General features: G+C 67.9%; 20 protein-coding genes. 13 read left to right on the top strand and 7 right to left on the bottom strand.

The window, feature by feature from the left end; all coding sequences use genetic code 11:
* Positions 1–213 precede the first annotated feature (213 nt).
* From ON43_RS08315 to ON43_RS08340, 6 genes are all read left to right on the top strand, one after another.
* Entirely contained in the window at positions 214–1,062 is an 849-nt protein-coding gene (locus ON43_RS08315) for a lysophospholipid acyltransferase family protein (protein ID WP_051178145.1), read from the top strand.
* Positions 1,063–1,352: 290 nt separating this feature from the next.
* Positions 1,353–2,435, top strand: a complete 1,083-nt coding sequence (locus tag ON43_RS08320) for a polyprenyl synthetase family protein (RefSeq protein WP_040805447.1) — start codon at positions 1,353–1,355, stop codon at positions 2,433–2,435.
* A 168-nt stretch (positions 2,436–2,603) separates the two neighbouring features.
* On the top strand, positions 2,604–3,173 hold the full coding sequence (locus ON43_RS08325) for a hypothetical protein (protein WP_157513951.1): 570 nt from the start codon (positions 2,604–2,606) through the stop codon (positions 3,171–3,173).
* 70 nt (positions 3,174–3,243) lie between these two features.
* Entirely contained in the window at positions 3,244–4,353 is a 1,110-nt protein-coding gene (locus ON43_RS42270; RefSeq protein ID WP_051178146.1) for a PrsW family intramembrane metalloprotease, read from the top strand.
* Positions 4,354–4,412: 59 nt separating this feature from the next.
* Entirely contained in the window at positions 4,413–5,312 is a 900-nt protein-coding gene (locus tag ON43_RS08335; RefSeq protein ID WP_040805450.1) for a GNAT family N-acetyltransferase, read from the top strand.
* A 190-nt stretch (positions 5,313–5,502) separates the two neighbouring features.
* Complete coding sequence (locus tag ON43_RS08340) at positions 5,503–6,516, top strand: alpha/beta hydrolase (RefSeq protein WP_040805452.1); 1,014 nt, start codon at positions 5,503–5,505, stop codon at positions 6,514–6,516.
* A 78-nt stretch (positions 6,517–6,594) separates the two neighbouring features.
* Here ON43_RS08340 and ON43_RS08345 read toward each other — a convergent pair whose 3' ends face one another.
* Positions 6,595–7,620, bottom strand: a complete 1,026-nt coding sequence (locus ON43_RS08345; protein WP_040805454.1) for an alpha/beta hydrolase — start codon at positions 7,618–7,620, stop codon at positions 6,595–6,597.
* A gap of 203 nt (positions 7,621–7,823) precedes the next feature.
* Here ON43_RS08345 and ON43_RS08350 point away from each other — a divergent pair, with 203 nt between their 5' ends.
* From ON43_RS08350 to ON43_RS08370, 5 genes are all read left to right on the top strand, one after another.
* Positions 7,824–8,273, top strand: coding sequence for a helix-turn-helix transcriptional regulator (locus ON43_RS08350; protein WP_040805456.1), 450 nt, complete (start codon positions 7,824–7,826; stop codon positions 8,271–8,273).
* Positions 8,274–8,278: 5 nt separating this feature from the next.
* Complete coding sequence (locus ON43_RS08355) at positions 8,279–8,692, top strand: VOC family protein (protein ID WP_040805458.1); 414 nt, start codon at positions 8,279–8,281, stop codon at positions 8,690–8,692.
* Between the two features lie 72 nt (positions 8,693–8,764).
* On the top strand, positions 8,765–11,143 hold the full coding sequence (locus ON43_RS08360; protein ID WP_040805460.1) for an ATP-binding cassette domain-containing protein: 2,379 nt from the start codon (positions 8,765–8,767) through the stop codon (positions 11,141–11,143).
* Between the two features lie 134 nt (positions 11,144–11,277).
* Positions 11,278–11,550: a hypothetical protein gene (locus ON43_RS08365; RefSeq protein ID WP_157513952.1), complete on the top strand. Its 273-nt coding sequence runs from the start codon at positions 11,278–11,280 to the stop codon at positions 11,548–11,550.
* Positions 11,551–11,607: 57 nt separating this feature from the next.
* Positions 11,608–12,828 carry a serine hydrolase domain-containing protein gene (locus ON43_RS08370; protein WP_063712511.1) on the top strand — a complete coding sequence of 407 codons (1,221 nt, stop codon included), beginning with the start codon at positions 11,608–11,610 and terminating at the stop codon, positions 12,826–12,828.
* Here the strand turns inward: ON43_RS08370 and ON43_RS08375 are convergent.
* The 5 genes from ON43_RS08375 to ON43_RS08395 all read right to left on the bottom strand — a co-directional run bounded on the left by ON43_RS08375 (position 12,819) and on the right by ON43_RS08395 (position 18,219).
* Positions 12,819–13,991, bottom strand: coding sequence for a serine hydrolase domain-containing protein (locus tag ON43_RS08375; RefSeq protein ID WP_245568508.1), 1,173 nt, complete (start codon positions 13,989–13,991; stop codon positions 12,819–12,821). The genes ON43_RS08370 and ON43_RS08375 overlap by 10 nt on opposite strands.
* 114 nt (positions 13,992–14,105) lie before the next feature.
* Positions 14,106–14,720 (bottom strand): class I SAM-dependent methyltransferase, encoded by a 615-nt coding sequence (locus ON43_RS08380; RefSeq protein ID WP_040805465.1) that lies wholly within the window; start codon positions 14,718–14,720, stop codon positions 14,106–14,108.
* A gap of 52 nt (positions 14,721–14,772) precedes the next feature.
* Positions 14,773–15,825, bottom strand: a complete 1,053-nt coding sequence (gene trpS, locus ON43_RS08385; RefSeq protein WP_040805466.1) for a tryptophan--tRNA ligase — start codon at positions 15,823–15,825, stop codon at positions 14,773–14,775.
* A 53-nt stretch (positions 15,826–15,878) separates the two neighbouring features.
* Positions 15,879–17,183, bottom strand: a complete 1,305-nt coding sequence (locus ON43_RS08390) for an MFS transporter (RefSeq protein WP_157513953.1) — start codon at positions 17,181–17,183, stop codon at positions 15,879–15,881.
* A gap of 121 nt (positions 17,184–17,304) precedes the next feature.
* Positions 17,305–18,219: an AraC family transcriptional regulator gene (locus tag ON43_RS08395; RefSeq protein ID WP_040805467.1), complete on the bottom strand. Its 915-nt coding sequence runs from the start codon at positions 18,217–18,219 to the stop codon at positions 17,305–17,307.
* An 84-nt stretch (positions 18,220–18,303) separates the two neighbouring features.
* On the opposite strand from ON43_RS08395, the gene ON43_RS08400 reads away from it, so the two are divergent.
* Positions 18,304–19,002 carry an alpha/beta hydrolase gene (locus tag ON43_RS08400; protein WP_040805469.1) on the top strand — a complete coding sequence of 233 codons (699 nt, stop codon included), beginning with the start codon at positions 18,304–18,306 and terminating at the stop codon, positions 19,000–19,002.
* A gap of 206 nt (positions 19,003–19,208) precedes the next feature.
* Positions 19,209–22,727 carry a carboxylic acid reductase gene (gene car / locus ON43_RS08405; protein WP_051178149.1) on the top strand — a complete coding sequence of 1,173 codons (3,519 nt, stop codon included), beginning with the start codon at positions 19,209–19,211 and terminating at the stop codon, positions 22,725–22,727.
* Here car and ON43_RS08410 read toward each other — a convergent pair.
* Positions 22,724–23,437, bottom strand: coding sequence for a TioE family transcriptional regulator (locus ON43_RS08410; RefSeq protein WP_040805470.1), 714 nt, complete (start codon positions 23,435–23,437; stop codon positions 22,724–22,726). The genes car and ON43_RS08410 overlap by 4 nt on opposite strands.
* Positions 23,438–23,446: the final 9 nt, after the last annotated feature.

The following is a 23,446-nucleotide window of genomic DNA, read 5'->3' on the forward strand; positions in this document are numbered from 1 at the left end:
CGGTGACGGGCATCTGTCGCAACGCAGCGACGTCCGTACGCTGATCAGGACCGCGTATGCGCGGCCGTCGGAGCTAATCAATGGGGATGTGACCCGGGGGCAATTCAATTCGGCTCGACGTTGATTCGGGAATTCCGGGTATCCGGAACGGGAAGCGTCGGAGTGTCGTTGCGTGCCGCCCGTCCCCGGCAAAGCAATCGACAGGAATGGCTCATGACCGAAACCAAGGTAATCCCCGACCCGAACCACCCGCTGCTGCCGCTGGCCCGGGCCTACACCGACTACTTCACCCCGACCGTCACCGGCGTGGAGAATCTGCCGGTGTCCGGACCGGCGCTGGTCATCGGCAATCACTCGTCCATCTACTGGGCGCCCGAGGTGTGGATCACCTTCATGGCGATGCTCGAGCACCGCCCCGACGAGCCCAGTTACGGCGTCGCGCACGACATCCTTTTGCGCGCACCGATTCTCGGCGACAGCCTGCGCCAGTTCGGCGTGATTCCGGCCTCGCGCGAGTCCGCGGCCAAGGGTCTCAAGGACGGCGGCGCGGTCATGGTGTACCCGGGGGGCGACTGGGAGGCGTGCCGCCCGTGGACCGATCGCGGCAAGATCGACTTCGCCGAGCGCAAGGGCTTCATCCGCCTGGCCCTGGAACTGGGCGTGCCGGTGATCCCGGCGGTCGCCAACGGCGGCCACGACTCCATCTTCGTGCTCAGCCGCGGCGAGCGGACCGCGCGCCTGCTCCAGCTGGACAAGCTGGTGCGCGCCAAGGTGTTTCCCTACACCCTCGGCCTGCCCTTCGGCGTGGCCCCGATCCTGCCGCAGCTCCCGCTGCCGGCCTCGGTGACGGTCAGCTTCCTGCCGGCCCTGGACTGGTCCACCCAGCCGGGCGATCCGGAGGACGCCGGACTCGTCGACGAGTTCTACACCCGCACCGTCGACACCATGCAGGCCGAACTGGACCGGTTGCGCGCCGAGACCCCGAATCCGGTGGCGGCGGGCATCAAGAAGCATGTGGCCGGGCTGCCTGGGCCGCTGAAGGGGCTGGCCGATCTGTTGTAGCCGCCGTTCCGCTCTAGGGGGACAGCGGTTTTCGTCGGAGAAGCCATAGAGGATGCCACGCGCGGAGGGCGCCGCGCGTGGCATCCTTGTCTTTGCTCACCGGCTCGCCCTCGGCGATGCTGGCGGGTAACGCTTTACGGTCAGCCGCCGACCGTTATACACTTTGTTCAGGTCAAGCCCTACTCGTCGCATTCGCTGGAAACTAACGAATTTCGGGATATTCCCTATTCGCGCCGAGCGGATCCCCTTGGCGCGCAAGATCATCGATCGCACGCCTTGCGGAGGTACCGATGAGCACCGCCACGATCACCGTGTCCCCTCTGGATCGCAGCGCCATGCGGGCGCGCGTCGAGGAGGCCCTCTACGAATTCCTCAGGGGCAAAGCGGAATCCGCGGCCGCCGCCGGACTGCCCGCCGATGTGGTGGACGCCGTGCGTTCGTTCCTGTTCGCCGGGGGCAAGCGCATCCGCCCGCTGTTCTGTGTGCTCGGCTGGTACGCGGGCGGTGGTCTCGGGCTACCCGAGGAGGTGGTGCGCGTGGCCGCCGCGGTCGAGTTGTTCCACGCCGCCGTCCTCATTCACGACGACATCATCGACGACAGCGACACCCGTCGCGACCAGCCCACCGTGCACCGCGCCGTCGCCGACCGTCACCGCAGCGCCCGGGACCGGGGTGCGGCCAGCCGCTTCGGCACCCACGCCGCCCTGCTCATCGGTGATTTCGGGCTGGTGTGGTCACAGGAACTGCTACACAGCGCGGGCTTATCGGAGGCCCAGACCGCCGCTGCCGCACCGATTCTCGACGCCATGCGCACCGAGGTCCACTACGGCCAGTACCTGGATCTGCTCACCACCGGGCGCCCCACCCGCGACCTCGACCAGGCGCTCGAGATCATCCGCTACAAGACCGCCGCCTACACCGTGGTGCGCCCGCTGCAGCTGGGCGCCGCACTGGCCGGGGCCGGACCCGAAGTGGCACAGGCACTCTCGGATTTCGGCGGCCCGCTCGGCGAGGCCTTCCAACTCCAGGACGATCTGCTCGGCATCTTCGGCGACCCGGCCCGCACCGGCAAGTCCACCATCGACGACCTGCGCGAGGGCAAACACACCGTCCTGCTCGCCCTCGCCCTGCGCTACGCCGACCCGCAACAGCACGCCCAGCTCGAGAGCCTGATCGGCAACCCGCGCCTGGACGCCCGCGGCGCCGCCATCTGCCGCCAGATCCTCACCGCCACGGCCCGACCCAAGGTCGAACGCATGATCCGCGACCGCTGGCTGCTGTCCCAGCGCACCCTCTCCCGCGCCCCCTTCCCGCCCGCCGCCCTCCCCGGCCTGCGCAGCATCGCCGACGCCGTCATCGCCCGGACCTCGTAACTCCGGTCACGCCCTGATTCCCGCCCGGCGCTGCGGACCGAAACCCGACCGGTCGTGTGGTTAACTCGCGGCAAGCGTTGGGTGGGTGGTTGCGGACCCTGATCCGGACGTCCGGAACGCCCCCGTGTCCCCGGACGTTGCGTCAGGGAGCCGAGAGGGTGGAAAAGCATGGTGCGCCTTGTGTATTCGGTAGGGCCCGCGATCGCGGCGGTGGGGGCGCTGGCGGTCGCGGCGGTGGTGCCGCCGGTGCTGTCGGCGCTGGTGCCGACCCGGGAGACCGAGATGTCGGCGGGGGAGACCATCACGCTGACCGCCAGCGGAATCGGCGCGGTGCACGGCGGGACCGATCCGGCCAATGCCGTCGTGTTCCGGGTGCCCGAGCAGATGCGGCGCATCGCGACCGGCGACGACTCGGTCGCGGTGCTGAAATCCGATATCGGCGAACAGCGGCTGTCGGTGTCGGTGGTGGACGGCATCACCGATTTCCCCACGGCCGCACCGCGATTGCTGCTGCCGCTGCGCGCCGCCGGGGTGACCGTGCGATTCGACGGCGGCGTGGTGGACGCGGGCGACTTCCACGGACTCACCTGCGTCCTGCCCGACACCGCGGGCGGGGTGTGTGCGGTCGCCAACAGCGGCGATGTGGCGGTCACCGTCACGGTCACCGGGCCGACCCGGGAGGCCGGGTACAAGATGATCGCGGACGTGCTCACCTCCAGCAAGGCGGTCGAGGCATGAGCGGTCAAGCCCGGAGGAGGAAGCGGAGCGTAACCACGCAGGGCTCCGCTCATGCCGGAAAGGATGCAGCATGAGTTGGTTCCAGCCGCGGTCGCTGTTGTTCTGGGTCTACTGCCTCGCCGTGATGGCCGGGCCACTGCTGTTCTTGATTCAGGCCGCCGGGCAGGTGTGGTTCGCGGGCGTGCCCGCGCTGGCCGCGCTGCCGATCACCGCGCTGACCCTGCTGATCATCGGGCGAATCCTGTTCGCGCTGGACCCCTTCCGGGCCCGCCGTCACCTGGTCGCACCCATGGCCATGGGCGCGATCTGGGGCGCCACCGTGTGGACCGGTCTGGCCATGTGGGCCAATGACCACGTGAGCCGGGTCATCACCAATGCCTTCGGCGACCGTTTCGCGGTGAGCTGGAGCGCGGCCATCAGCGCGCCCATCGACGAGGAGTACATCAAGGCCATCGGAATCGCCGTGGTGGCGGTCATGTTCCGCTCCCGGCTGACCCGTCCGATGCACGGCCTGCTGCTCGGCGCGTCGGTCGGGTTGGGCGCGCAGATCGCCGAGGACTGCCTCTACTCCACCCAGACCGCGCTGTCCTCGCCGCAGGATCCGGTGGTCGACGTGATCCTGGTGGCGGTGCTGCGGCTGGTCACCGCACTCACCTCGCACTGGGCCATGTCGGGTCTGGCCGGTGTCGGCATCGTGCTGCTGCTCATCCGCACCGACCGCCCCTGGCCCTGGCGGCTGGGCGTGTTCGGGCTCTTCTACGGGCTGGCGTTCACCATGCACTTCCTCTTCGACGCCCCGCGCCCGCCCGGCCCGGCCCTGCTGTCGACCTACCTGCCGATCCTCATCGACCTGCTCATCTTCGCCATCGCCTACTCCTGGGTGCTGCGCACCGAGCGAGCCTGGTTCCGTGAGCTCATCGCCCGCCCGGCCGCCCGCGCCATCGGCACCGAGGCCGGGCTGGCGCCGCTGCTCACCTATCACCGCCGCCGCAAAGCCCGTGCCGCCCTGCGCCATTCGACCGGTTGGACGCGCAAACAGGCCGCCCTCTACGAGCGCGGACTGCTGGACCGGGTCACCGATCTGGATCTGGTTCCGATCCAGCAAACATCGGTTCCGGGCGAATTCGGTCCCGGGCCGGGCGGTGTTCCCCACGGCGCGGGTGCCCGCTACGGCTGGTAATGCGATTCTTGCGTGCCGATGACCAGTGCCGAGTGAACTGGACGCTAGCGTAAGTCCTCATGAGTGAGGGTCAGACGCCGTCCGCCGAGGCTGATTCCACGCCGGGTCCCGCGGTGGCCGAGCGTGCCGGTGAGCTGCTGCAGCGTCGTCAGCAAGCCCTGTGCAACTATCTCGACGCGAGCGCCGATATCGCCGGCGCCCGCATTCGCACGAACCTGACCGGCTGGCAACGCTGGGCCCGGCACCTGCCCGGCTCACCGCTGGCCCGCGCGACCGCCCGCCGCGACGCGCTCGTGCGGGACCTGGCCGTGCACGGCGTCGGTGCCGACGACCACCGCTGGGGTGCGCTCTCGGGCGGATTCGTGCGCAGCCTCGGGACCGCGCTGTGCCTCGAGGACACGCTCTCGGATCTGACCCTGCGCTACTCGGCCGCCGCGTCGTCGTGGACCCGCCGCCTGCGGGCCCTGTCCCGAAGCGTCGAGGCGGCCCGCCCGCTGGCCGCGGTGGGCGATCGCGCCGTGGTCGCGGACCTCACCGAGGAACTGCTCGAGCTCACCCGCGCCGCCCCCGACGAGGCCGCGCGCCGGCAGCTCTCCGATCATCTGCCCGGCGTGCTGCGCCCGGTCCCCTTCGACATCGAATCCCTGCGCCGCTCCGATTCGCTGGTCGAGGTGGTCTTCGACATCTACGCCGACACCGTCAAGCTCGACAACATCACGGTGAATCCGGAACTGCGCGGCACCGGCCTGGGCACGGCCGTCCTGCAGCATCTGTGCCGCGCCGCCGACGCCCATCACCTCTATATAGTGGGCCAGCTCGTCCCGACCTTCCGTGACGACGACTCCGCGGTTCCGATCCTGGCCCGCTGGTGCCGTTCCCACGGATTTGCCGTGAACGAACGCCTCGGTGGCCGCATCGCGCGTACCCCGGCCAGCATCCCGGACACCGCGACCCGCTGAAAATTCGAAATATCTGGCGTGTCGCATCCAACTCCGCTGTGCGGCAAGGGATCAGCGGATTCCTTGCTAGTCTCGCAGCGATGGTGTCTGGTAACAGACCGTATGCCCGTTACGACGTGCTCACTGCGTAGAGAACGTCCCGACTATTTTTTGGCTGGCAGTTTGCCAGTGGAACTGGATCAACTTTCATATGAAGCTCTCTGTACTGCACGGCCGCCGCAATGGATTCGCGCTGCGCGCCGCCGCGACCGCGCTCACCGCGCTGGTGTCGGTGGCGACGTTCGCCGGTACCGCCGCCGCCGAGCCCGAGAAGTCCCCGTCGGTCACCTCGCTCGAGAAGGATGGGCGTACCTGGCATCTGAAGGTGTACTCGGCGGCCATGGGCGGCGATATCACCGTCGATGTGCAGCGTCCGGTCGACGAGTCGAAGCCGGCTCCGAACCTGTGGCTGCTCAACGGCCTCGACGGCGGCTACGGCACCGCGAGCTGGAAGGCCCGGACCAACGTCCTGGACTGGCTGTCCGACAAGCAGGTCAATGTCATCCAGCCGATCGGCGGCTTCGCCACCTACTACGCCGACTGGATCAAGGACGACCCGAAGCTCGGGCGCAACAAGTGGAAGACCTTCTTCACCGAGGAACTGCCCCCGGTGCTCGACGCGACGCTGGGCTCGACCGGTCTCAACTCGCTCGCGGGCCTGTCCACCTCCGGCACGTCGGTGCTGCAGCTGGCCGAGGCGAAGCCGGGCCTGTGGAAGTCGGTGGCCGCCTACAGCGGGTGCGCGCAGATCGCCGATCCGGCGGGTCAGACCTTCGTGAAGCTGTCGGTCAACCGCGGTGGCGGCAATACCGAGAACATGTACGGCCCGGACAACGGCCCCGACTGGGCGGCCAATGATCCGGTCATCAACGCCGAGAAGCTGCGGGGCACCAACCTCTACATCTCGAGCGGCAGCGGCATCCCGGTGATGGAGGACGTCAGCTGGTACCTGAACAACGGCGGACCGGAGACCCTCGCCCTCGGCATGATCATCGAGGGGGCCACCAACGCGTGCTCGCACAACCTGAAGACCAAGCTGGACTCGCTGAACATCCCAGCGACCTACCAGTTCACGCCGGTCGGCACGCACTACTGGCCGTACTGGGAGCAGGCGCTGCACGACTCCTGGCCGCTGCTCGCGCAGGGTATGGGCATGCAGCCCTGATGATCTGACGATCGGACCACCGAAAACAACAGCGCCGCAATGCCGGGAAGGCATTGCGGCGCTTGTTTGTCTATCCGATCAGGCCGGGAGACCCATGCCCGCGGCCAGCATCGGCCACGAATTGTGCAGGGCGTTCTCCCAGTACGGCCAGTAGTGGGTGCCCACCGGATCGAACTGGTAGGTGGCCGGGATATTGATCGAATCCAGCTTGTTCTTCAGATTGTGGGTGCAGGCGTCGACGCCGCCCTCGATCAGCATGCCCAGGGCCAGGTTGATGTCACCCTGCGGGCCGGGCGCGGCCTTGGTGTAGTACTCGACATCCTTCAGCAGCGGGATACCACTGCCGCTGGAGATGTAGAGATTGGTGCCGCGCAGCTTCTCGGCATTGATGACCGGATCGTTCGCGGCCCACAGCGGGCTGTCATCGGGGCCGTACATGTTCTGGGTGTTGCCACCCGCCCAGGTCTCCACCGCGAACTTCAGGAACTGCTTGCCCATCGGATCGGCGATCTGCGCGCAGCCACTGTAAGCGGCCACCGACTTGAACAGACCCGGCTTGGCCTCGGCCAGCTGCAGCACCGAGGTACCGGAGGTGGACAGGCCGGTCAGCGCGTTCAGACCGGTCGAGCCCAGCGCGGTGTCGAGCAGCGGCGGCAGTTCCTCGGTGAAGAACGTCGTCCACTTGTTGCGCCCGAGCTGCGGGTCGTCCTTGATCCAGTCGGCGTAGTAGCTGCCGCGGCCGCCGATCGGCTGGATGACATTGACCTGCTTTTCGGCGAGGAAGCCGAGGGCGTTGGTCTGGGCGCTCCAGCTCGCGGTGCCGATGCCGCCGTCGAGGCCGTTGAGCATCCAGATGTTCGGGGCGGGCTGGGACTCGTCGACGGGACGTTGCACATCCACCGAGATGTCCTGGCCCATGGCCGCGGAGTACACCTTCAGATGCCAGGTGCGCCCGTCCTTCTGGATGGAGCTGATGGCCGAGGGCTTGGTGGCGTCCGGGTCGGCCGCGCCGGTGCCCGCGGCGACCGCGACGGACAGCGCGGCGGAGAGGGCGAGGGCGGCGGTCCGCAGGGCGGTCCTATTACGTAGTGCGGAGAGCTTCATCGAAACAGTGGTTCCAGTCCTCGGGCCACACGCGGCCACAATGTCTAGTGGTTGGTGGTCGGATACCGGACGAACCGGCCTCCCCGACACCGTATGTCTGGTGTCAGAACAAAACTGTTACCCGACTGAAGGTTTGAACGGTAGCCCGAATCTGGCGGGCACGCCGTCGCGAAGGTGTCGGCCCAGCGTGCGACCATCGAGGGGTGTCCAACAAATCCGCCGAGGAGCAGCGCCTGAGCGATCTGGCGCGGCTGCGGCGCGTGCGCGACCGGATCGACCGGGAGTACGCGCAGCCGCTGGACGTGGAACGGCTCGCGCGCGACGCGCACATGTCGGCCGGGCATTTGAGCAGGCAGTTCAAGGCGGCCTACGGGGAATCGGTGTACGCGTATCTGATGACCCGGCGCATCGAGCGGGCCATGGCGCTGTTCCGCATCGGGGAGCTGAGTGTCACCGAGGTGTGTTTCGCGGTGGGCTGTTCGTCGCTGGGGACCTTCAGCACCCGATTCACCGAACTGGTCGGCATGTCGCCGAGCGCTTACCGGCAGGAGGTGGCCGAGGTGTCCGAGGGCATGCCGTCGTTCATCGAGAAACAGGTGACCAGACCGATCAGGAATCGAGAAGCCCCGGCAAGCGCCTCGCAACTAGCCTGATCAGCATGGACATCACCATCAACGCCAGCTTCCTGCCGCACACCGATGCCGATGCCGCCCTGGCCTTCTACCGTGACGCGCTCGGGTTCGAGCTGCGCAAGGACGTCGGCTACAACGGGTTGCGCTGGCTGACCCTCGGCCCGGCCGATCAGCCGGGGACGTCGATCGTGCTGACCCCGCCCGCCGCGGATCCGGGCATCACCGAGGAGGAGCGCAAGCTCATCCTCGAGATGATGGCCAAGGGCACCTACGGCGCGATGCTGCTGGCCAGCAAGGACGTCGACGCCACCTTCGAGCAGCTGCAGGCCTTCGACATCGTCGAGATCGTGCAGGAACCGACCGACCAGCCCTATGGGGTGCGCGACTTCGCCGTCCGTGACCCCGCGGGCAACCTGCTCCGCATCCAGCAGGTCGCCTGAGCCGTATCAACCGAGCCTGATCCCCTTCGACCGAGCCGCCCGACCGGACCGCCCGCACACCTGGAGACCCGCATGGCCAAGACCGAATCTGCCCCGACCGTCCCGCCCGCCGACTCCCACGATCTGATCCGCGTGGTCGGCGCGCGGGTAAACAACCTCAAGGACGTCTCGGTCGAGCTGCCCAAGCGGCGGCTCACGGTGTTCACGGGCGTGTCCGGGTCGGGCAAGAGCTCGCTGGTGTTCGACACCATCGCCGCGGAATCGCAGCGGTTGATCAACGAGACCTACAGCGCGTTCGTGCAGGGCTTCATGCCGAATCTGGCGCGGCCCGAGGTGGATGTGCTCGAGGGTCTGACCACCGCGATCAGCGTGGATCAGCAACGCATGGGCGGGGATCCGCGCTCGACGGTCGGCACCGCCACCGACGCCAATGCCATGCTGCGCATCCTGTTCAGCCGGCTGGGCAAGCCGCATATCGGTTCGCCGCAGGCGTTCTCGTTCAATGTCGCCTCGATCAGCGGTGCGGGCGCGGTCACCGTGGAGAAGGGCGGGCAGCAGGTCAAGGAGCGGCGCAGCTTCAGCGTCACCGGCGGCATGTGCCTGCGGTGCGAGGGGCGCGGGGCGGTCAACGATATCGATCTGACCCAGCTCTACGACGACAGCAAATCGCTGCGCGAGGGCCCGTTCACCATTCCCGGCTACAGCATGGACGGCTGGTACGGGCGGATCTTCATCGGCTCCGGCTTCTTCGATCCGGACAAGCCGATCAAGAAGTACAACAAGCGTGAGCTGGCGGATCTGCTCTACAAGGAGCCGACCAAGATCAAGGTCGAGGGCATCAACCTGACCTATGAGGGGCTGATCCCCAAGATCCGGAAGTCCATGCTGTCCAAGGACGTCGACTCGCTGCAGCCGCATGTGCGCGCGTTCGTGGAGCGGGCGGTCACCTTCCAGGTGTGCCCGGAATGCCACGGCACCCGGCTCAGCGAGCTGACCCGGTCCTCGAAGATCAAGAAGATCAATATCGCCGACGCCTGCGCCATGCAGATCAGCGATCTGGCCGAGTGGGTGCGCGGGTTGAAGGAGCCGTCGGTCGCGCCGCTGCTGGAATCGCTACAGGCCGTGCTGGATTCGTTCGTGGAGATCGGGCTCGGCTACCTGAGCCTGGATCGCGCGTCGGGCACGCTGTCGGGCGGAGAGGCCCAGCGCGTCAAGATGATCCGGCATCTGGGCTCCGCGCTCACCGATGTCACCTACGTCTTCGACGAGCCGACCGTGGGCCTGCACCCGCACGACATCCAGCGCATGAACGATCTGCTGCTGCAGTTGCGGGACAAGGGCAACACGGTGCTGGTGGTCGAGCACAAGCCCGAGACCATCGCCATCGCCGACCACATCGTCGACATCGGGCCCGGGGCGGGCGCGGGCGGCGGCACCGTGTGCTTCGAGGGCACGGTGGACGGACTGCGCAGCAGCGGGACCATCACCGGACGCCATTTCGACGACCGGGCGAAGCTGAAGGATTCGGTGCGCAAGCCCAAGGGCGCGTTGGAGATTCGCGGCGCGGACGCCAACAATCTGCAGAAGGTGGACGTCGACATCCCGCTCGGGGTGCTGACGGTCATCACCGGCGTCGCGGGATCGGGCAAGAGTTCCCTTGTGCACGGGTCGATTCCGGCGTCGGAGGGCGTGATCTCCGTCGATCAGGGCTCGATTCGCGGTTCGCGGCGCAGCAATCCGGCCACTTACACCGGGCTGCTCGACCCCATTCGCAAGGCCTTCGCCAAGGCCAATGGCGTGAAACCCGCACTGTTCAGCGCGAATTCGGAGGGTGCGTGCCCGACCTGCAATGGCGCGGGCGTGATCTACACCGATCTGGCCATGATGGCCGGGGTCGCCACCGTGTGTGAGGAGTGCGAGGGCAAGCGGTTCCAGGCGGCGGTGCTGGAATACAAGCTCGGCGGGCGCGATATCAGCGAGGTGCTGGCCATGCCGGTCAGCGAGGCGCTGGGGTACTTCGAGACGGGGGAGTCGAAAATCCCTGCCGCGCACAAGATCGTGCAGCATCTCTCCGAGGTGGGGCTGGGCTACCTGAGCCTGGGGCAGCCGCTGACCACGCTGTCCGGCGGTGAGCGTCAGCGGCTGAAGCTGGCCACGCACATGGGGGAGAAGGGCGGGATCTACGTCCTCGACGAGCCCACCACGGGTCTGCACCTCGCGGATGTCGAGAATCTGCTCGGATTGCTGGACCGCCTGGTTGATTCCGGCAAATCTGTCATCGTCATCGAGCATCACCAGGCCGTGATGGCGCATGCCGACTGGATCATCGACCTCGGTCCGGGTGCGGGTCACGACGGTGGCCGCATCGTCTTCGAGGGCACCCCCGCCGACCTGGTGGCCGCGCGCTCGACCCTGACCGGTGAGCATCTTGCCGCGTATGTCGGTTCCTGAGAACGGAATACATCGGACAAACCGGTAAAAATCACCAATAATCTGCTCAAATAGCCTATAGCTATTAATTCGTGCGGGGCGTACTCTGGCTCGCTGTGTGTCCGTGACAGCGAGCTCAGAGAAGGGATCTGCCCGTGCCTGCCCTCTTCGGATCCGGTTGTGGTGGTGCGTTTCTCGGACAGCTATCGGGTCCGCCGCTCGGCACCGTCGTCATGGGCGACGACGGCACGATCCTGGTCACCGTGCGCCGCCAGAACTGGGCGGTGGCCTGGATCAGCGCCGCCCTGATCCTCGTGATCGCCGTCGGATTGGCGGTACTGCTCACGCACGCGAAATTCCATGAGCAGCAACCGATTGCGCCGACTCCGGTATCGAGTTGCCAGCCCTTCTGCTCCGCGGTGCAGTAGCCTGCGGGAATATCGTCGGCCTCCCGCTGTTGACGGTGCACAGCGAAGGGAGCGATTGTGGCGAACGGGTTTTCGGCCGACGGGCTGGCAAAAGTAAGTGAAGTCCTCGACGGATACGTCGAGCGCGGTGAGGTGGCCGGTGCGGTGGCCCTGATCTACCGGCACGGAGAACTGGCACAGGTCGACACCGTCGGCTGGCGCGACCGGGCCGCGCGGCTCCCGATGCGGCGCGACACCCTCTTCCGCATCGCCTCGATGACCAAGCCGATCACCGCGGTGGCCGTGCTGACGCTGGTCCAGGAGGGCCGCATCGGTCTCCAGGACCCGATCGACACCTGGCTCCCGGAACTGGCCGACCGCAAGGTCATGCGCGACATCGACGGTTCCCCCGACGACGTCGTCCCCGCCGAGCGCCCCATCACCCTCGATGACCTGCTCACCTACCGCTTCGGCCTGGGTTGGGGCCGCTCCAGCCTCGCACCCCAATTGTTCGCTCTCACAGCCGATCCCATCGCCAGCGCCATCGGCGTGGCCGATGCCGAAACCCTCGACCCGGACGCCTGGCTGCGCAAGCTCGCCGAACTCCCGCTCATCGCCCAGCCCGGCACCCTGTGGCGCTACCACACCGCCTCCGACGTCCTCGGCATCCTGCTCACCCGCATCACCGGCCAGCCCCTGGAAACCGTTCTGCGCGAACGTGTCCTGGACCCGCTGGGCATGTCCGACACCGGATTCGTCGTCCCCGAATCCAAGCGCGACCGCCTGAGCGTCCTCTACGGCCCCGACGACACCGAATTGGACCGCCCCGCCACCACCGCCTGGGGCGAGCAACCCCTGTTCCCCTCCGCCGGTGCGGGCCTGGTCTCCACCGCCGACGACTATGCCCGTTTCGCCCATATGCTCCTCAACGGCGGCGAACTCGACGGCGTCCGAGTCCTCTCCACCGACCTGGTAGCCGCCCTGAGCACCGACTATCTAACCCCCGAACAACACGCCACTCCACCCTTCAACCCGCCCCTGGGCCAAACCATCTGGGCCGACCAGGGTTTCGGCTACGGCGTCAAGATCCAGACCGAACCCAACGGCGGCGTCCCCAGCGTAGGCACCCTCTCCTGGCCCGGTGGCCTCGGCACCGACTGGCACGCCGACCCCGAGAAGGACCTGGTCACCCTCCTCCTGGTCCAATCCGCCAACATCATCATCGCCGCCGAATGGCGCAGCCCCCTCGGCGACGACTTCCTCTCCACCGTCTACGCGGCCCTCGAGGATCAGCCGTAGAAGGTAGGGAGCATGCCCTTGACCAGGACCAGGGCCGATCCTTCGCCGGAGGGGACGGTGGCCAGGTTGGTGGCCACCACGATGGTGAGGCCGGAGTCAGGGTCGGAGGCCATGAAGGTCATGAAGCCTGGGAGTTGGCCGTCGTGGCCGAGCAGGTGGGCGCCGAAACGGACGATGCCCAGGCCGTAGCCCGCCGTTTCGGGGTGGGCCGGGTCGATCGGCTGGATGCTGTCGATTCGAGTCCGCTGCATCTGTTTGTCGAGCAGATCGCCGTCGGCCAGGGCTTTCGCGTAGGTGGTCATGTCGTCGACGACGGAGATCGCGGCGCCCGCGGTCCAGGCCCAGGACGGGCTGGCGGTGGTCTGGTCGGTCGGCTTCAGGGTTCCGGCCAGGGCCGCGGCTTGTTGATCCGGTGGCAGGGCGGCGGTTTCGAGGGTGGAGACATTGGTGCCGAACGCGTAGCCCCGGGGGTGCGGGTCGGGGAGGGCGGAGTCCGTGGCGGCGGGGAACGAGGTGTGTTTCAGGCCCAGCGGGGTGAAGATGCGCTGCTGGAAGCTGTCGGCCACCGGCCGGCCGGTGACTTTTTCGATGACCAGGCCGAGCAGGATGGTGTTGGTGTTGCAGTATTCGAACCTCTCGCCGGGCGCGAAATTGACCGGATGGGCGAAGGCGATAGCGAGCAGTTCGGTTGGGGTCCAGACCTTCTGCGGTTGGTTGTCGAGGTCGGCGTTGAACTGTTCGTCGAAGGTGTAGCTGTAGAGGCCGCTGCGCATTTCGGCCAGCTGGGCCAGGGTGATGCGGTCGCCGTTGGGGACGCCGGGCCAATATTTCGCGATCGGATCGGAGAGGGCGAGTTTGCCTTCCTGCGCCAGTTGCAGCAGCACCGTGACGGTCATGGTCTTGGTGTTGCTGCCGATTCGGAAGTGGTCGTCCACCGTCATCGGGTCGTTCTCGCCGAGGGTTCCGGTCCCGAATGTGGCCGTCCAATCCCCGTCCTTCGGTGATCTGACGACGACCACTGCACCCGGAATGACGTTGTCCTTCATCAATTTGTCGATGATGGGCCGCAGTGTCGCGGCATACGCGGGTTCCTTCGATCCGCCCGAATCGGGGGACGACCCGCACCCCACCGCGACCGTCAACCCCACGGCCGCGACAACCACACCTAAACCCCGTCGGTATCCCATGGCTTCGACTCCGGGTCCGCTGGATCGTGGTTAACGAATGGATTGCCCAGCCTAGACCCGTACCGCATGGTCTGTACGGAGAACGGCCGCTCAGCTGGAGCGCGAGAAGACCGCCACCAGGAAGTCGGAGTCGGGGGTGAAGGGGCGGAGGTCCCAGGTCGCGAGCCGCAAATCGGTTGTGAGGCCGGAGGTTTCGGCGTCGGACAGGAATTCGCCGAACTCGTAGCCGCGGTCCGCGCCGAATCCGGTGATCAGGCGACCGGTCGGGGCGAGGTGCCGGGCGAAGGCGGTCAGGACGGCGATCCGGGTGGAGGGGGCCAGGAAGGTCATCACATTGCCCGCGCAGACGATGGCGTCGAAGTCGGCGGGGATGCCGCGGCCCGGGAGGTCCAGTTCGGCGAGGTCGCCGACCAGCCAGGTGGGGCCGGGGTAGTCCTGCTCGGCGGCGGCGATCAGGACCGGATCGACATCGACGCCGACCACGGCGTGACCGACATCGTGCAGGTAGCCGCCGACCCGTCCCGGACCACACCCCGCGTCCAGCACCCGGCTGCCGCGTGCGAGCATCGCGTCGACCAGGCGCGCCTCCCCGGCAATGTCCTTGCCCTGGGCCGCCATTGCCCGGAAACGCTCGACGTACCACGTGGAATGCTCGGGATTCGCCGCGGCGAGTTCCTCCCACTGGCTGGGGGTGCGTCCGGTCATGGCTTGTTTCCTCCTGGGTGAGTCGAGCGGCCTGGGGCGGTCGGGCAATGGGTCAGTAAACGGTCCCCATTGCCGCGCGGACCTCGTCGAGGGTGCGTTCGGCGATCTCGTTGGCGCGTCGATTGCCTTCGCGGACAAGGCTGCTCGCGAAGTCGGGGTCGGCGGCGAGTTCGGCGCGGCGGGCGCGGTGGCCGGCGAAGAATTCGTTGACCGCGTCGGTGGCGAGCTTCTTCAGGGCGGCCCCGCCGCCGTCGCCGAGCTTGTCGGCGAGGGTGTGCTCATCGCTGCCCAGGCACAGGGCGGCGGTGGTGAGCAGGGCCGAAACACCCGGGCGCGCATCGGGATCGAAGGTGATGCGGCGATCGGAGTCGGTGGGGGTGCGCTTGATCAAGGCCGCGGTCTCGTCGGCGGTCATGGACAGCGAGATGGCATTGCCGTAGCTCTTGGACATCTTGCGGCCGTCCAGGCCCGGAATCTCGGGGGTGGAGGTGAGCAGCGCCTGCGGTTCGGGGAAGACCTTGCCCCAGCGCTCGTTGAACCGGCGCGCGATGACCCGGGTGACCTCGAGGTGCGGCAGCTGATCCTTGCCCACCGGCACCAGGTTGCCCTTGCAGAACAGGATGTCGGCGGCCTGATGCACCGGATAGGTGAGCATGAGCCCGCTCAGCGCCCGCTCCGAGGCGGCCAGCTCGGCCTTGACCGTCGGATTGCGGTGCAGCTCGGCCTCGGTGACCAGGCTCAGGAACGGCAGCATGAGCTGGTTGAGGGCGGGCACCGCGGAGTGGGTGAAGACGGTCGCCTTGCTCATGTCGATGCCGGCGGCGGCGTAGTCGAGCACGGCGCTGTAGACGTTGTCGCGCACCTGACCGAGGGTGTCGCGGTCGGTGATGACCTGATAGTCGGCCAGGATCACGAACAGGTCCACGCCGAGGCCCTGCAGCCGTACGCGCTCCCGGATGGTGCCGAAGTAGTGGCCCAGATGCAGTCTGCCCGTGGGCCGTTCGCCGGTGAGGACACGGAAGCGGTCGGGGTGGGCGGTCACCTCGGCGGCGAGTTCGTCACTGCGCTCGCGGGTGGCGGCAAAGGAATCCGAGGGGGAAGACACCGTTCAACTTAACAAAACGGGTCCGCCCCTCGGCATGGGCATATGTCACACGCTCACGGATGCGCCGACACCACACGCGGCATGGGTGCGACCGAGCCCGGGCACGGCGCGGGGCACAGGTGCCCGGCCAGCGCGGTGTGCGGGCTGCGGTGGCGCAGCGAGCCGAGCATGGCGGCGGCCTCGAGGGCGATCACGATGAATCCGTAGCCGTAGGTGGTGGCGGCGAGCCCGAAGCGCAGCACGCACAGGCCCGCGATCACCGCCGGGACGCTGAGCGACAGGTAGGACACCACGTAGATGGCGGTCACCACCTCGGCGCGGTTCTCGGCGGGCGCGAGTCCGGTCAGCATGCGCAGTGCCCCGGAGAACGACGGCCCGAATCCGATCCCGGCCACGATGCTGGCCGCGAAGAACAGCCATACGCTGTGCGTCGCCGCCCCGAGCAGCGCCACCGATACGCCGGTGATGAGCAGCACCGGACCGCGCAGCAGCGCCTGATCGATGGTCCAGTCCCGGGCCAGCAGCGCGGTCACCGCCGAGGTGCCCTGCAACGCGACCACCACCAGACCTCCGGCCAGCGGCGTCGAGACGTGGAACTGCACCTTCATCAGCGCACCGCCGAGGGCCAGGTAGAGCCCGCCCAGCGCCCAGGTCGCCGCGATCGACGGCACCAGGGTCAGGAATGCGACCCGAACCGGTTGCGGCACCGAGACTTTGGGACGCAGCGAGGCCAGGCCCTGCCCGTCGGGCCGCACGGTTTCCGGAATCAGCAGCACGCCGAGCACGATGATGGTGAACGCCGCCGCCAGCAGCCAGTACACCAGCCGGGTCGGCGCGGGCGCGTAGGCGACCAGCAGCCCGGAACTGATGGCCCCCACCGCGAGTCCGCCACCGGCGGCCACATTGGTCATGAGCGCCCCGAGCCGGGATTCGGCGGGTTGCAGATCGATCAGGGCCGCGGTGATCGCGCCGGTGGCCAGACCGGTGGCGATGCCCTGCACGATCCGCGCGGTGAAAAGCCAAGCCACCGACTGCGCTTCGGCGAAGGCCAGCGTGCCGAGCAACTCCACCAGCACCGCCGCGACCAGCACCGGCCGCCGCCCGATGTGATCGGACAGCGACCCCGCGAACAACAAGGTCACCAGGAGCGCAATGGCATTGGCCGCGTACACCCCGGTCGACACCAGCGACGAGTAATGCCACATCTGCTGATACACCGGATACATCGGCGACGGCGCGGCCGACGCGAACAACAACAGCCCCAGCGCCACGGCCAGCAGCCAGAACGCCGCGGTATTCGACATCCGGTAGCGCACAGGAGATTCGACGCCTAGCGCCCCATCTGGAAGGTTCTGCATAATTCCTCGGACAAATCGTCGGACGAGTGCGCTACGAGTCTGACCCATCCGGCCGCCGCCCGCTCGCCACTTCGCTGCGAGCGGACTCCGACCGTCCGCCAATCGGATTCGCGAGGCCGGGTTAATTCAGGCGGCCGTCGCCCTTGCGGTAGCGCAGCGGCGGGACGTCGTATCTGCGGCGGAAGGCGCGGCTGAAGGCGGCCTCGGAGTCGTATCCGACCTGGTGGGCCAGTGCCGCGATGGGAATCGGGGTGGTGCGCAACAGGGTTGCGGCGCGGGCCAGGCGGCGGTCGGCGAGGTAGGCGGCGGGCGGCTGGCCCAAGCGGCGGGTGAAACGATCGGTGAAGGTGGTACGCGACATGGATGCCAGGGCGGCCAGGTCCGAAACCGACCAGGGGGCGGCGGGGGAGCGGTGGATGGCGGTCAGGACCGGGGCCAGCGCCGGGTCCAGAGCGGCGGTGAGCCAGCCGGGGGCGGCGGTATCGGTGGACCAGGCGCGTAGCGCGTGAATGAACAGCAGATCCAGTATGCGCGAGATCATCGCCGCCGCACCGGGCCGCGGCTGGATCACTTCCACCAGCAACAGATCCAGGCTCAGCGGCAACCACTCCCGGCCGGGGCCCTCGCCGGAAATGACGATGGCGGGGGCGAGCACGGAAAGCAAAGGGGCGGCTTGCGGTTCGTCGACTTGAAAAGAGCCGCTCACCCACTGTGCCGGTCCGTCGAGGGCCTCCACCGTATGGGCGTCACCACGGGCCAGAACCACCATGTCTCCGGAACCCACCGTGATGTCTCCGCAGGACCCGGATTCGCTCGCGACCCGAACCCGGACCGACCCCTGCTCGACGATGTGGAGCACGCGTTTGCCGCGCGGAACTTCCACCGGCGCACCGGGTTCGGCGGTGTGGCGAGTGATCGCCCGCCCGCGTAGCCGCACGGTCTCGAGAATCTCCGAGAGCGCGTCCAGTTCGGGGTCGTCCACGAAGGCATCCGGCAAATCCGGTGAATCGGCAAAATTTTGCGGCGAATCCGTCATGGTCTTTGCTCCATCATCCGAATAGCGTAAATCTCGCCACCCGGGAGGCGCACAAGGATCGGCACGATGAGAAGGAGACACGCAATGGCGGACAAGCCCGCGATCGTTCTGGTGCACGGATTTTGGGGTGGTGCGGCCCACTGGGCGAAACTGATCGTGGAATTGCGGCGGCGCGGATATGAGTCGCTGCACGCGGTGGAGAATCCGCTCACCTCGCTGGCCGAGGATGCCGAGCGGACCCGGAAGATGGTGCGGCAGATCGCCGGACCGGTGCTGCTGGTCGGGCATTCCTACGGCGGAGCGGTCATCACCGAGGCCGGTGACCTGCCGAATGTCGAGGGCCTGGTCTACATCGCCGCCTTCGCGCCGGACGCGGGGGAGAGCCTGGCGCAGATCACCGAGCAGCTGCCGCCGGCGGACGCGGATGTCATCGCCCCCGATTCGGACGGCTATCTGTGGATCGACCAGGCCAAGTTCCACGGCAGCTTCTGCCAGGACCTGACCGAGGACGAGGCCCTGGTCATGGCCGTCACCCAGAAGGCCCCGCTCGGCTCGACCTTCGGTGACACGGTCACCAAACCGGCCTGGCGGTCCAAGCCGTCCTGGTGCCAGGTCTCGACCGAGGACCGAATGATCAACCCCGACAATGAACGCCGCATGGCCGAGCGCATCGGCGCGCGCCGCACGGTCGAGCTGCCCGCGAGCCACGCCTCCCTGGCGTCACAGCCGGTCGCGATCGCCGATGTGATCGATGCCGCTGTCGCGGACCTCGGATACAACTAGCACCCGCCGAACCCGCGGCGCATCCTGGAATCGATGCGCCGCGGGATCCTTGACTTTCCTTCCGGACCCGCGCATCGTGGAATAGTTAGCAAAGCTAATCGATGGGGACGAGTCCTGCCGCCCGAACGCTATTCGACGCAGCGATACCGGGTCAGCGGTACAGGGGTGCGGCGACTCGTGCGGGCGAGGATCCAGGGAGGCTCTTGATGGTCGAGGACGTGCGGGGCGAACTCCAGCGCATTGCCGATCGGCTGGCGCAATCGGAGGTCATGAAGCGTTTCGAGGCGCTGCTCGCCGACGAGCAGATCCGCGCCGCCATGCCCGTCCCCGAGGTCGCCGAGGCGGCCCGGCGGCCCGGACTCGGGCTCGCGGGAATAGCGGCCGTGCTCATGGAGGGCTACGCGGACCGTCCGGCCATCGGTGAACGCGCCGCGGAGATCGTGGTCGACGCCGACGGCCGGCGCACGCGCCGCCTGCTGCCCGCCTACGTGACCACCACCTACCGCGACCTGTGGACCCGTGCCGGGCACATCGCCGCGAGCTGGCAGCACGACGGGCGGAACCCGTTGCGCGCAGGCGATTTCCTCTGCATTCTCGGATTCGCCAGCGGCGATTTCGCGGCGCTGGAACTCGCAGCCATCCGGCAGGGTCTGGTGACCGTCCCGTTGCAGTCCAGTGCCGCTGCCGCGCAATGGCATTCGATCATCACCGAAACCGAATCACGCACCCTCGCGGTCAGCCTGGAACTGCTCGCACCCGCGCTCGAGTGCGTGCTGGACGGCACGGCGGTCACCTCGATCGTGGTCTTCGACTTCGAACCCGAGGACGACCGACAGGCCGAGGCCTTCGCCGCCGCGCAGCGCCGCCTCGAGGGCACGGGCATCACGCTGGAATCGCTTGCCACCGTGGTCGATCGGGGCGCGAGGCTCCCGGAGGCCCCGCTGCACGTCCCCGCCGATGAGAACGAGCTCGCCGTACTCATCTACACCTCGGGCAGCACCGGCACCCCCAAGGGTGCGATGTACCCGCATCGCCTGGCGGCCGGAATGTGGCTGGGCCCCACCGTGATTCCGGCCCCGGTCATGAACTTCTGCTACATGCCGCTGAGCCATGTGGCCGGTCGCATGGTGCTCAACGGCACCTTTTCGCGCGGCGGCACCGCGTACTTCGCGGCGTCCAGCGATATGTCCACCCTGTTCGAGGACATCGCCCTGGTGCGCCCCACCGAGGTGTTCTTCGTGCCCCGTGTGTGCGACATGGTGTACCAGCGCTACCAGAGCGAAACCCAGCGCCGCATCGCCGCCGGGGAGTCCGCGGAGGACGCCGACCGCATCGTGAAAACCGCACTGCGGGAAGAGTTCCTGGGCGGTCGGATGGCCCGCGTGATGGTGGGCAGCGCACCCATCTCCGCGGAGATGAAGGAGTTCATGCGCTCGGTGCTGGGCCAGCCGATCATCGACGGCTACGGCTCCACCGAGGCGGGCGGCGGCCTGCTCATCGACAACGAGATCCGCCGTCCCCCGGTCATCGACTACAAGCTCGCCGACGTCCCCGAACTCGGCTACTTCTCCACCGACAAGCCGTATCCGCGGGGCGAGTTGGTGGTGAAGTCGATGCAGCAGATCCCCGGCTACTTCAAGCGTCCCGAGGTGACCGCCGAGATCTTCGACGAGGACGGCTACTACCGCACCGGCGATATCGTCGCCGAGATCCGGCCCGACTACCTGGTCTACGTGGACCGCCGCAACAACGTCCTGAAGCTGTCGCAGGGCGAATTCGTGACCGTGGCCAAGCTGGAGGCCGTCTACGCCACCAGCCCGCTCATCGCCCAGATCTTCGTGCACGGCTCCAGCGAGCGTTCGCATCTGGTGGCCGTGATCGTGCCCACCGATGCCGCCCGCGCGCTCGAGCCCGCCGAGCGGATCGCGGCCATCACCGAGTCGATGCAGCGGATCGCCAAGGAGAACGGGCTGGAATCCTACGAGATCCCGCGCGCGTTCCTGCTCGAGGACGAGCCGTTCACCCAGGACAACGGCCTGCTGTCGGGTATCGGAAAACTGTTGCGGCCCAAGTTCAAAGAGCGCTTCGGTGAGCGGCTGGAGCAGCTCTACACCGAGCAGGCGCAGCGTCAGCGCGACGAGCTGGCCGTGCTGCGCCGCGAGGCCGCCGACCGCCCCGTCATCGAGACGGTGTGCCGGGCCGCCCGCGCGGTGCTCGGCGGCGGCGAGCCGCAGCCCGACGCGCATTTCACCGACCTGGGCGGCGATTCGCTGTCGGCGCTGTCGTTCTCGACCCTGCTGGCCGAGATCTTCGGCGTCGAGGTGCCCGTCGGCGTCATCGTCAGCCCGGCCAACAACCTGGACCGGCTGGCCGCGCACATCGAGGCCGAACGGGATTCGGGCGGCACCCGGCCGACGGTGGCAACCATCCACGGCGGCAAAGAGATTCGCGCCACCGACCTCACTCTCGACAAGTTCCTCGACGCCGCGACACTGGCGGCCGCCCCGGCCCTCCCGCGCGCATCGCAGCCGCCGCGCACCGTCCTGCTGACCGGAGCGAACGGCTATCTCGGCCGCTTCCTGTGCCTGGAATGGCTGCAGCGCCTGGACGGTACGGACGGCACGCTGATCTGCGTCATTCGCGGCCGCGATGCCGAGACCGCGCGCCGCCGCCTGGACGAGGTCTTCGACAGCGGTGACCCGGAGCTGCTGCGCCGCTACCGGGAACTGGCCCAGCGTCGCCTACGCGTACTTCCCGGCGACATCGGCGAGCCGAACTTCGGTCTGAGCCAGCAGGATTGGCAGGAACTCGCCGACACCGTCGACCTCATCGTGCACCCGGCCGCCTTGGTCAACCACGTGCTGCCCTACGGCCAGCTGTTCGGTCCCAATGTCGTCGGCACCGCCGAGGTGATCCGCCTCGCGCTGACCTCCACCCTCAAGCCCGTCACCTACCTGTCCACGGTCGCCGTTGCCGCGCAGATCGATCCGGCCGTCTTCACCGAAGACGGCGACATCCGCGAGATCAGCGCCGTGCGCTCGGTCGACGACGGGTACGCCAACGGCTACGGCAACAGCAAGTGGGCCGGTGAGGTCCTGCTGCGCGAGGCGCACGACCTGTGCGGGCTGCCCGTCGCGGTGTTCCGTTCGGACATGATCCTGGCGCACAGCGATTTCGCCGGTCAGCTCAACCTGCCCGATATGTTCACCCGCCTGCTGCTCAGCGTGCTCGCCACCGGTCTGGCCCCGAAGTCCTTCTACGCCTTGGATTCCCACGGCAACCGCCGTCGCGCCCACTACGACGGCCTGCCCGCCGACTTCACCGCCGCCGCCATCACCGCCCTGGGCGCCCGCGTGACCGAGGGCTTCGAAACCTACGACGTGCTCAACCCGCACGACGACGGCATCTCCCTGGACGAATTCGTGGACTGGCTCATCGAATCCGGCCACGCCATCGACCGCATCGACGACTACCGGGACTGGTTCACACGCTTCGAGACCGCGCTGCGCACCCTGCCCGAACACCAGCGCGGCGCGTCGGTCCAGCCGCTGCTACACGCCTACCGCCGCCCGGGTCTGCCGATCGCGGGCTCGGTGCTCCCGGCCAAGCGGTTCCAGGCCGCCGTCCAGCAGGCGAAACTGGGCCCGGGCGGCGACATCCCGCACCTGACAAGGGAACTCATCGACAAGTACGTGGCGGACCTGAAGCTGCGCGGGCTGCTCTAAGCTTCGCGCAACCGCAGGTAGTGGCCGAGCCGTCCGGCCGCGTCGAGCATGGCCAGGCTCCGCGCGGTCAGCCGGGCGCTCCACTCCTCCAGGGCGCGGGCGAGGGATTCGGTGCCACCGGCGGCACGCACCTGGTCGATCACGGTGGCGATGCGGTCCAGCGGATAGCCACCGCGCCGCAGCAGGTGGGCGAGTTCGGCATCGCGGACGTCGGGCGCGGTGTAGCGGCGGTATCCGGTGCCGGATTCCCTTGCCGGAACCAGGATTCCGACCCGCTCCCACTTGCGCAGCGTCGCCGCGGTGACGCCGAGGCGGTGGGCCAGTTCGCCGATGGTGCGGTCCTGCGTATCGGCAGCCGGTTCCGTGGTGTCCCCGGCCTCGGCGGTCAGATGCCGTACCGCCCGCCGCACACTGTCGAGGGTGTCGCGATCCTGCAATGACTGCTGGTGACCCCGGTCGATGATCACCAGTGCGGTGTCGAGTTCGTCCTCGTGGATCGCGGTCATGATGCGGCCGCCCACCGCGTGCCCGTAGGCGCGGACCAGCGCGAGATACGCGTCGAGGGCCGCCGCGTGCAACTCGGTGTAGATCCGGTAGCCGCTGGCCGTGCGTTCGGCGGGCGGCAGGAACCCGTCCTGCTCGTAATTCCGCACAGCCTGGGTCGACAGGCCATGCTCGCGCGCCAGATCGGAGGGTCGCAGGTTGTCCATCGGTTTGAG

Origin of the sequence: Nocardia concava NBRC 100430 (assembly GCF_000308815.1) — a bacterium.
Taxonomy (GTDB): Bacteria; Actinomycetota; Actinomycetes; order Mycobacteriales; family Mycobacteriaceae; genus Nocardia; species Nocardia concava.

Coding starts and splice junctions, on each gene's coding strand:
- ON43_RS08345 (WP_040805454.1), bottom strand. CDS start 7,620: ATGAAGCTCTCCGCACTACGTAATAGGACCGCCCTGCGGACCGCCGCC.
- ON43_RS08335 (WP_040805450.1), top strand. CDS start 4,413: ATGAGTGAGGGTCAGACGCCGTCCGCCGAGGCTGATTCCACGCCGGGT.
- ON43_RS08360 (WP_040805460.1), top strand. CDS start 8,765: ATGGCCAAGACCGAATCTGCCCCGACCGTCCCGCCCGCCGACTCCCAC.
- ON43_RS08395 (WP_040805467.1), bottom strand. CDS start 18,219: ATGACGGATTCGCCGCAAAATTTTGCCGATTCACCGGATTTGCCGGAT.
- ON43_RS08390 (WP_157513953.1), bottom strand. CDS start 17,183: ATGCAGAACCTTCCAGATGGGGCGCTAGGCGTCGAATCTCCTGTGCGC.
- ON43_RS08380 (WP_040805465.1), bottom strand. CDS start 14,720: ATGACCGGACGCACCCCCAGCCAGTGGGAGGAACTCGCCGCGGCGAAT.
- ON43_RS08340 (WP_040805452.1), top strand. CDS start 5,503: ATGAAGCTCTCTGTACTGCACGGCCGCCGCAATGGATTCGCGCTGCGC.
- ON43_RS08315 (WP_051178145.1), top strand. CDS start 214: ATGACCGAAACCAAGGTAATCCCCGACCCGAACCACCCGCTGCTGCCG.
- ON43_RS08355 (WP_040805458.1), top strand. CDS start 8,279: ATGGACATCACCATCAACGCCAGCTTCCTGCCGCACACCGATGCCGAT.
- ON43_RS08325 (WP_157513951.1), top strand. CDS start 2,604: ATGGTGCGCCTTGTGTATTCGGTAGGGCCCGCGATCGCGGCGGTGGGG.
- car (WP_051178149.1), top strand. CDS start 19,209: ATGGTCGAGGACGTGCGGGGCGAACTCCAGCGCATTGCCGATCGGCTG.
- ON43_RS08320 (WP_040805447.1), top strand. CDS start 1,353: ATGAGCACCGCCACGATCACCGTGTCCCCTCTGGATCGCAGCGCCATG.
- ON43_RS08400 (WP_040805469.1), top strand. CDS start 18,304: ATGGCGGACAAGCCCGCGATCGTTCTGGTGCACGGATTTTGGGGTGGT.
- ON43_RS08410 (WP_040805470.1), bottom strand. CDS start 23,437: ATGGACAACCTGCGACCCTCCGATCTGGCGCGCGAGCATGGCCTGTCG.
- ON43_RS42270 (WP_051178146.1), top strand. CDS start 3,244: ATGAGTTGGTTCCAGCCGCGGTCGCTGTTGTTCTGGGTCTACTGCCTC.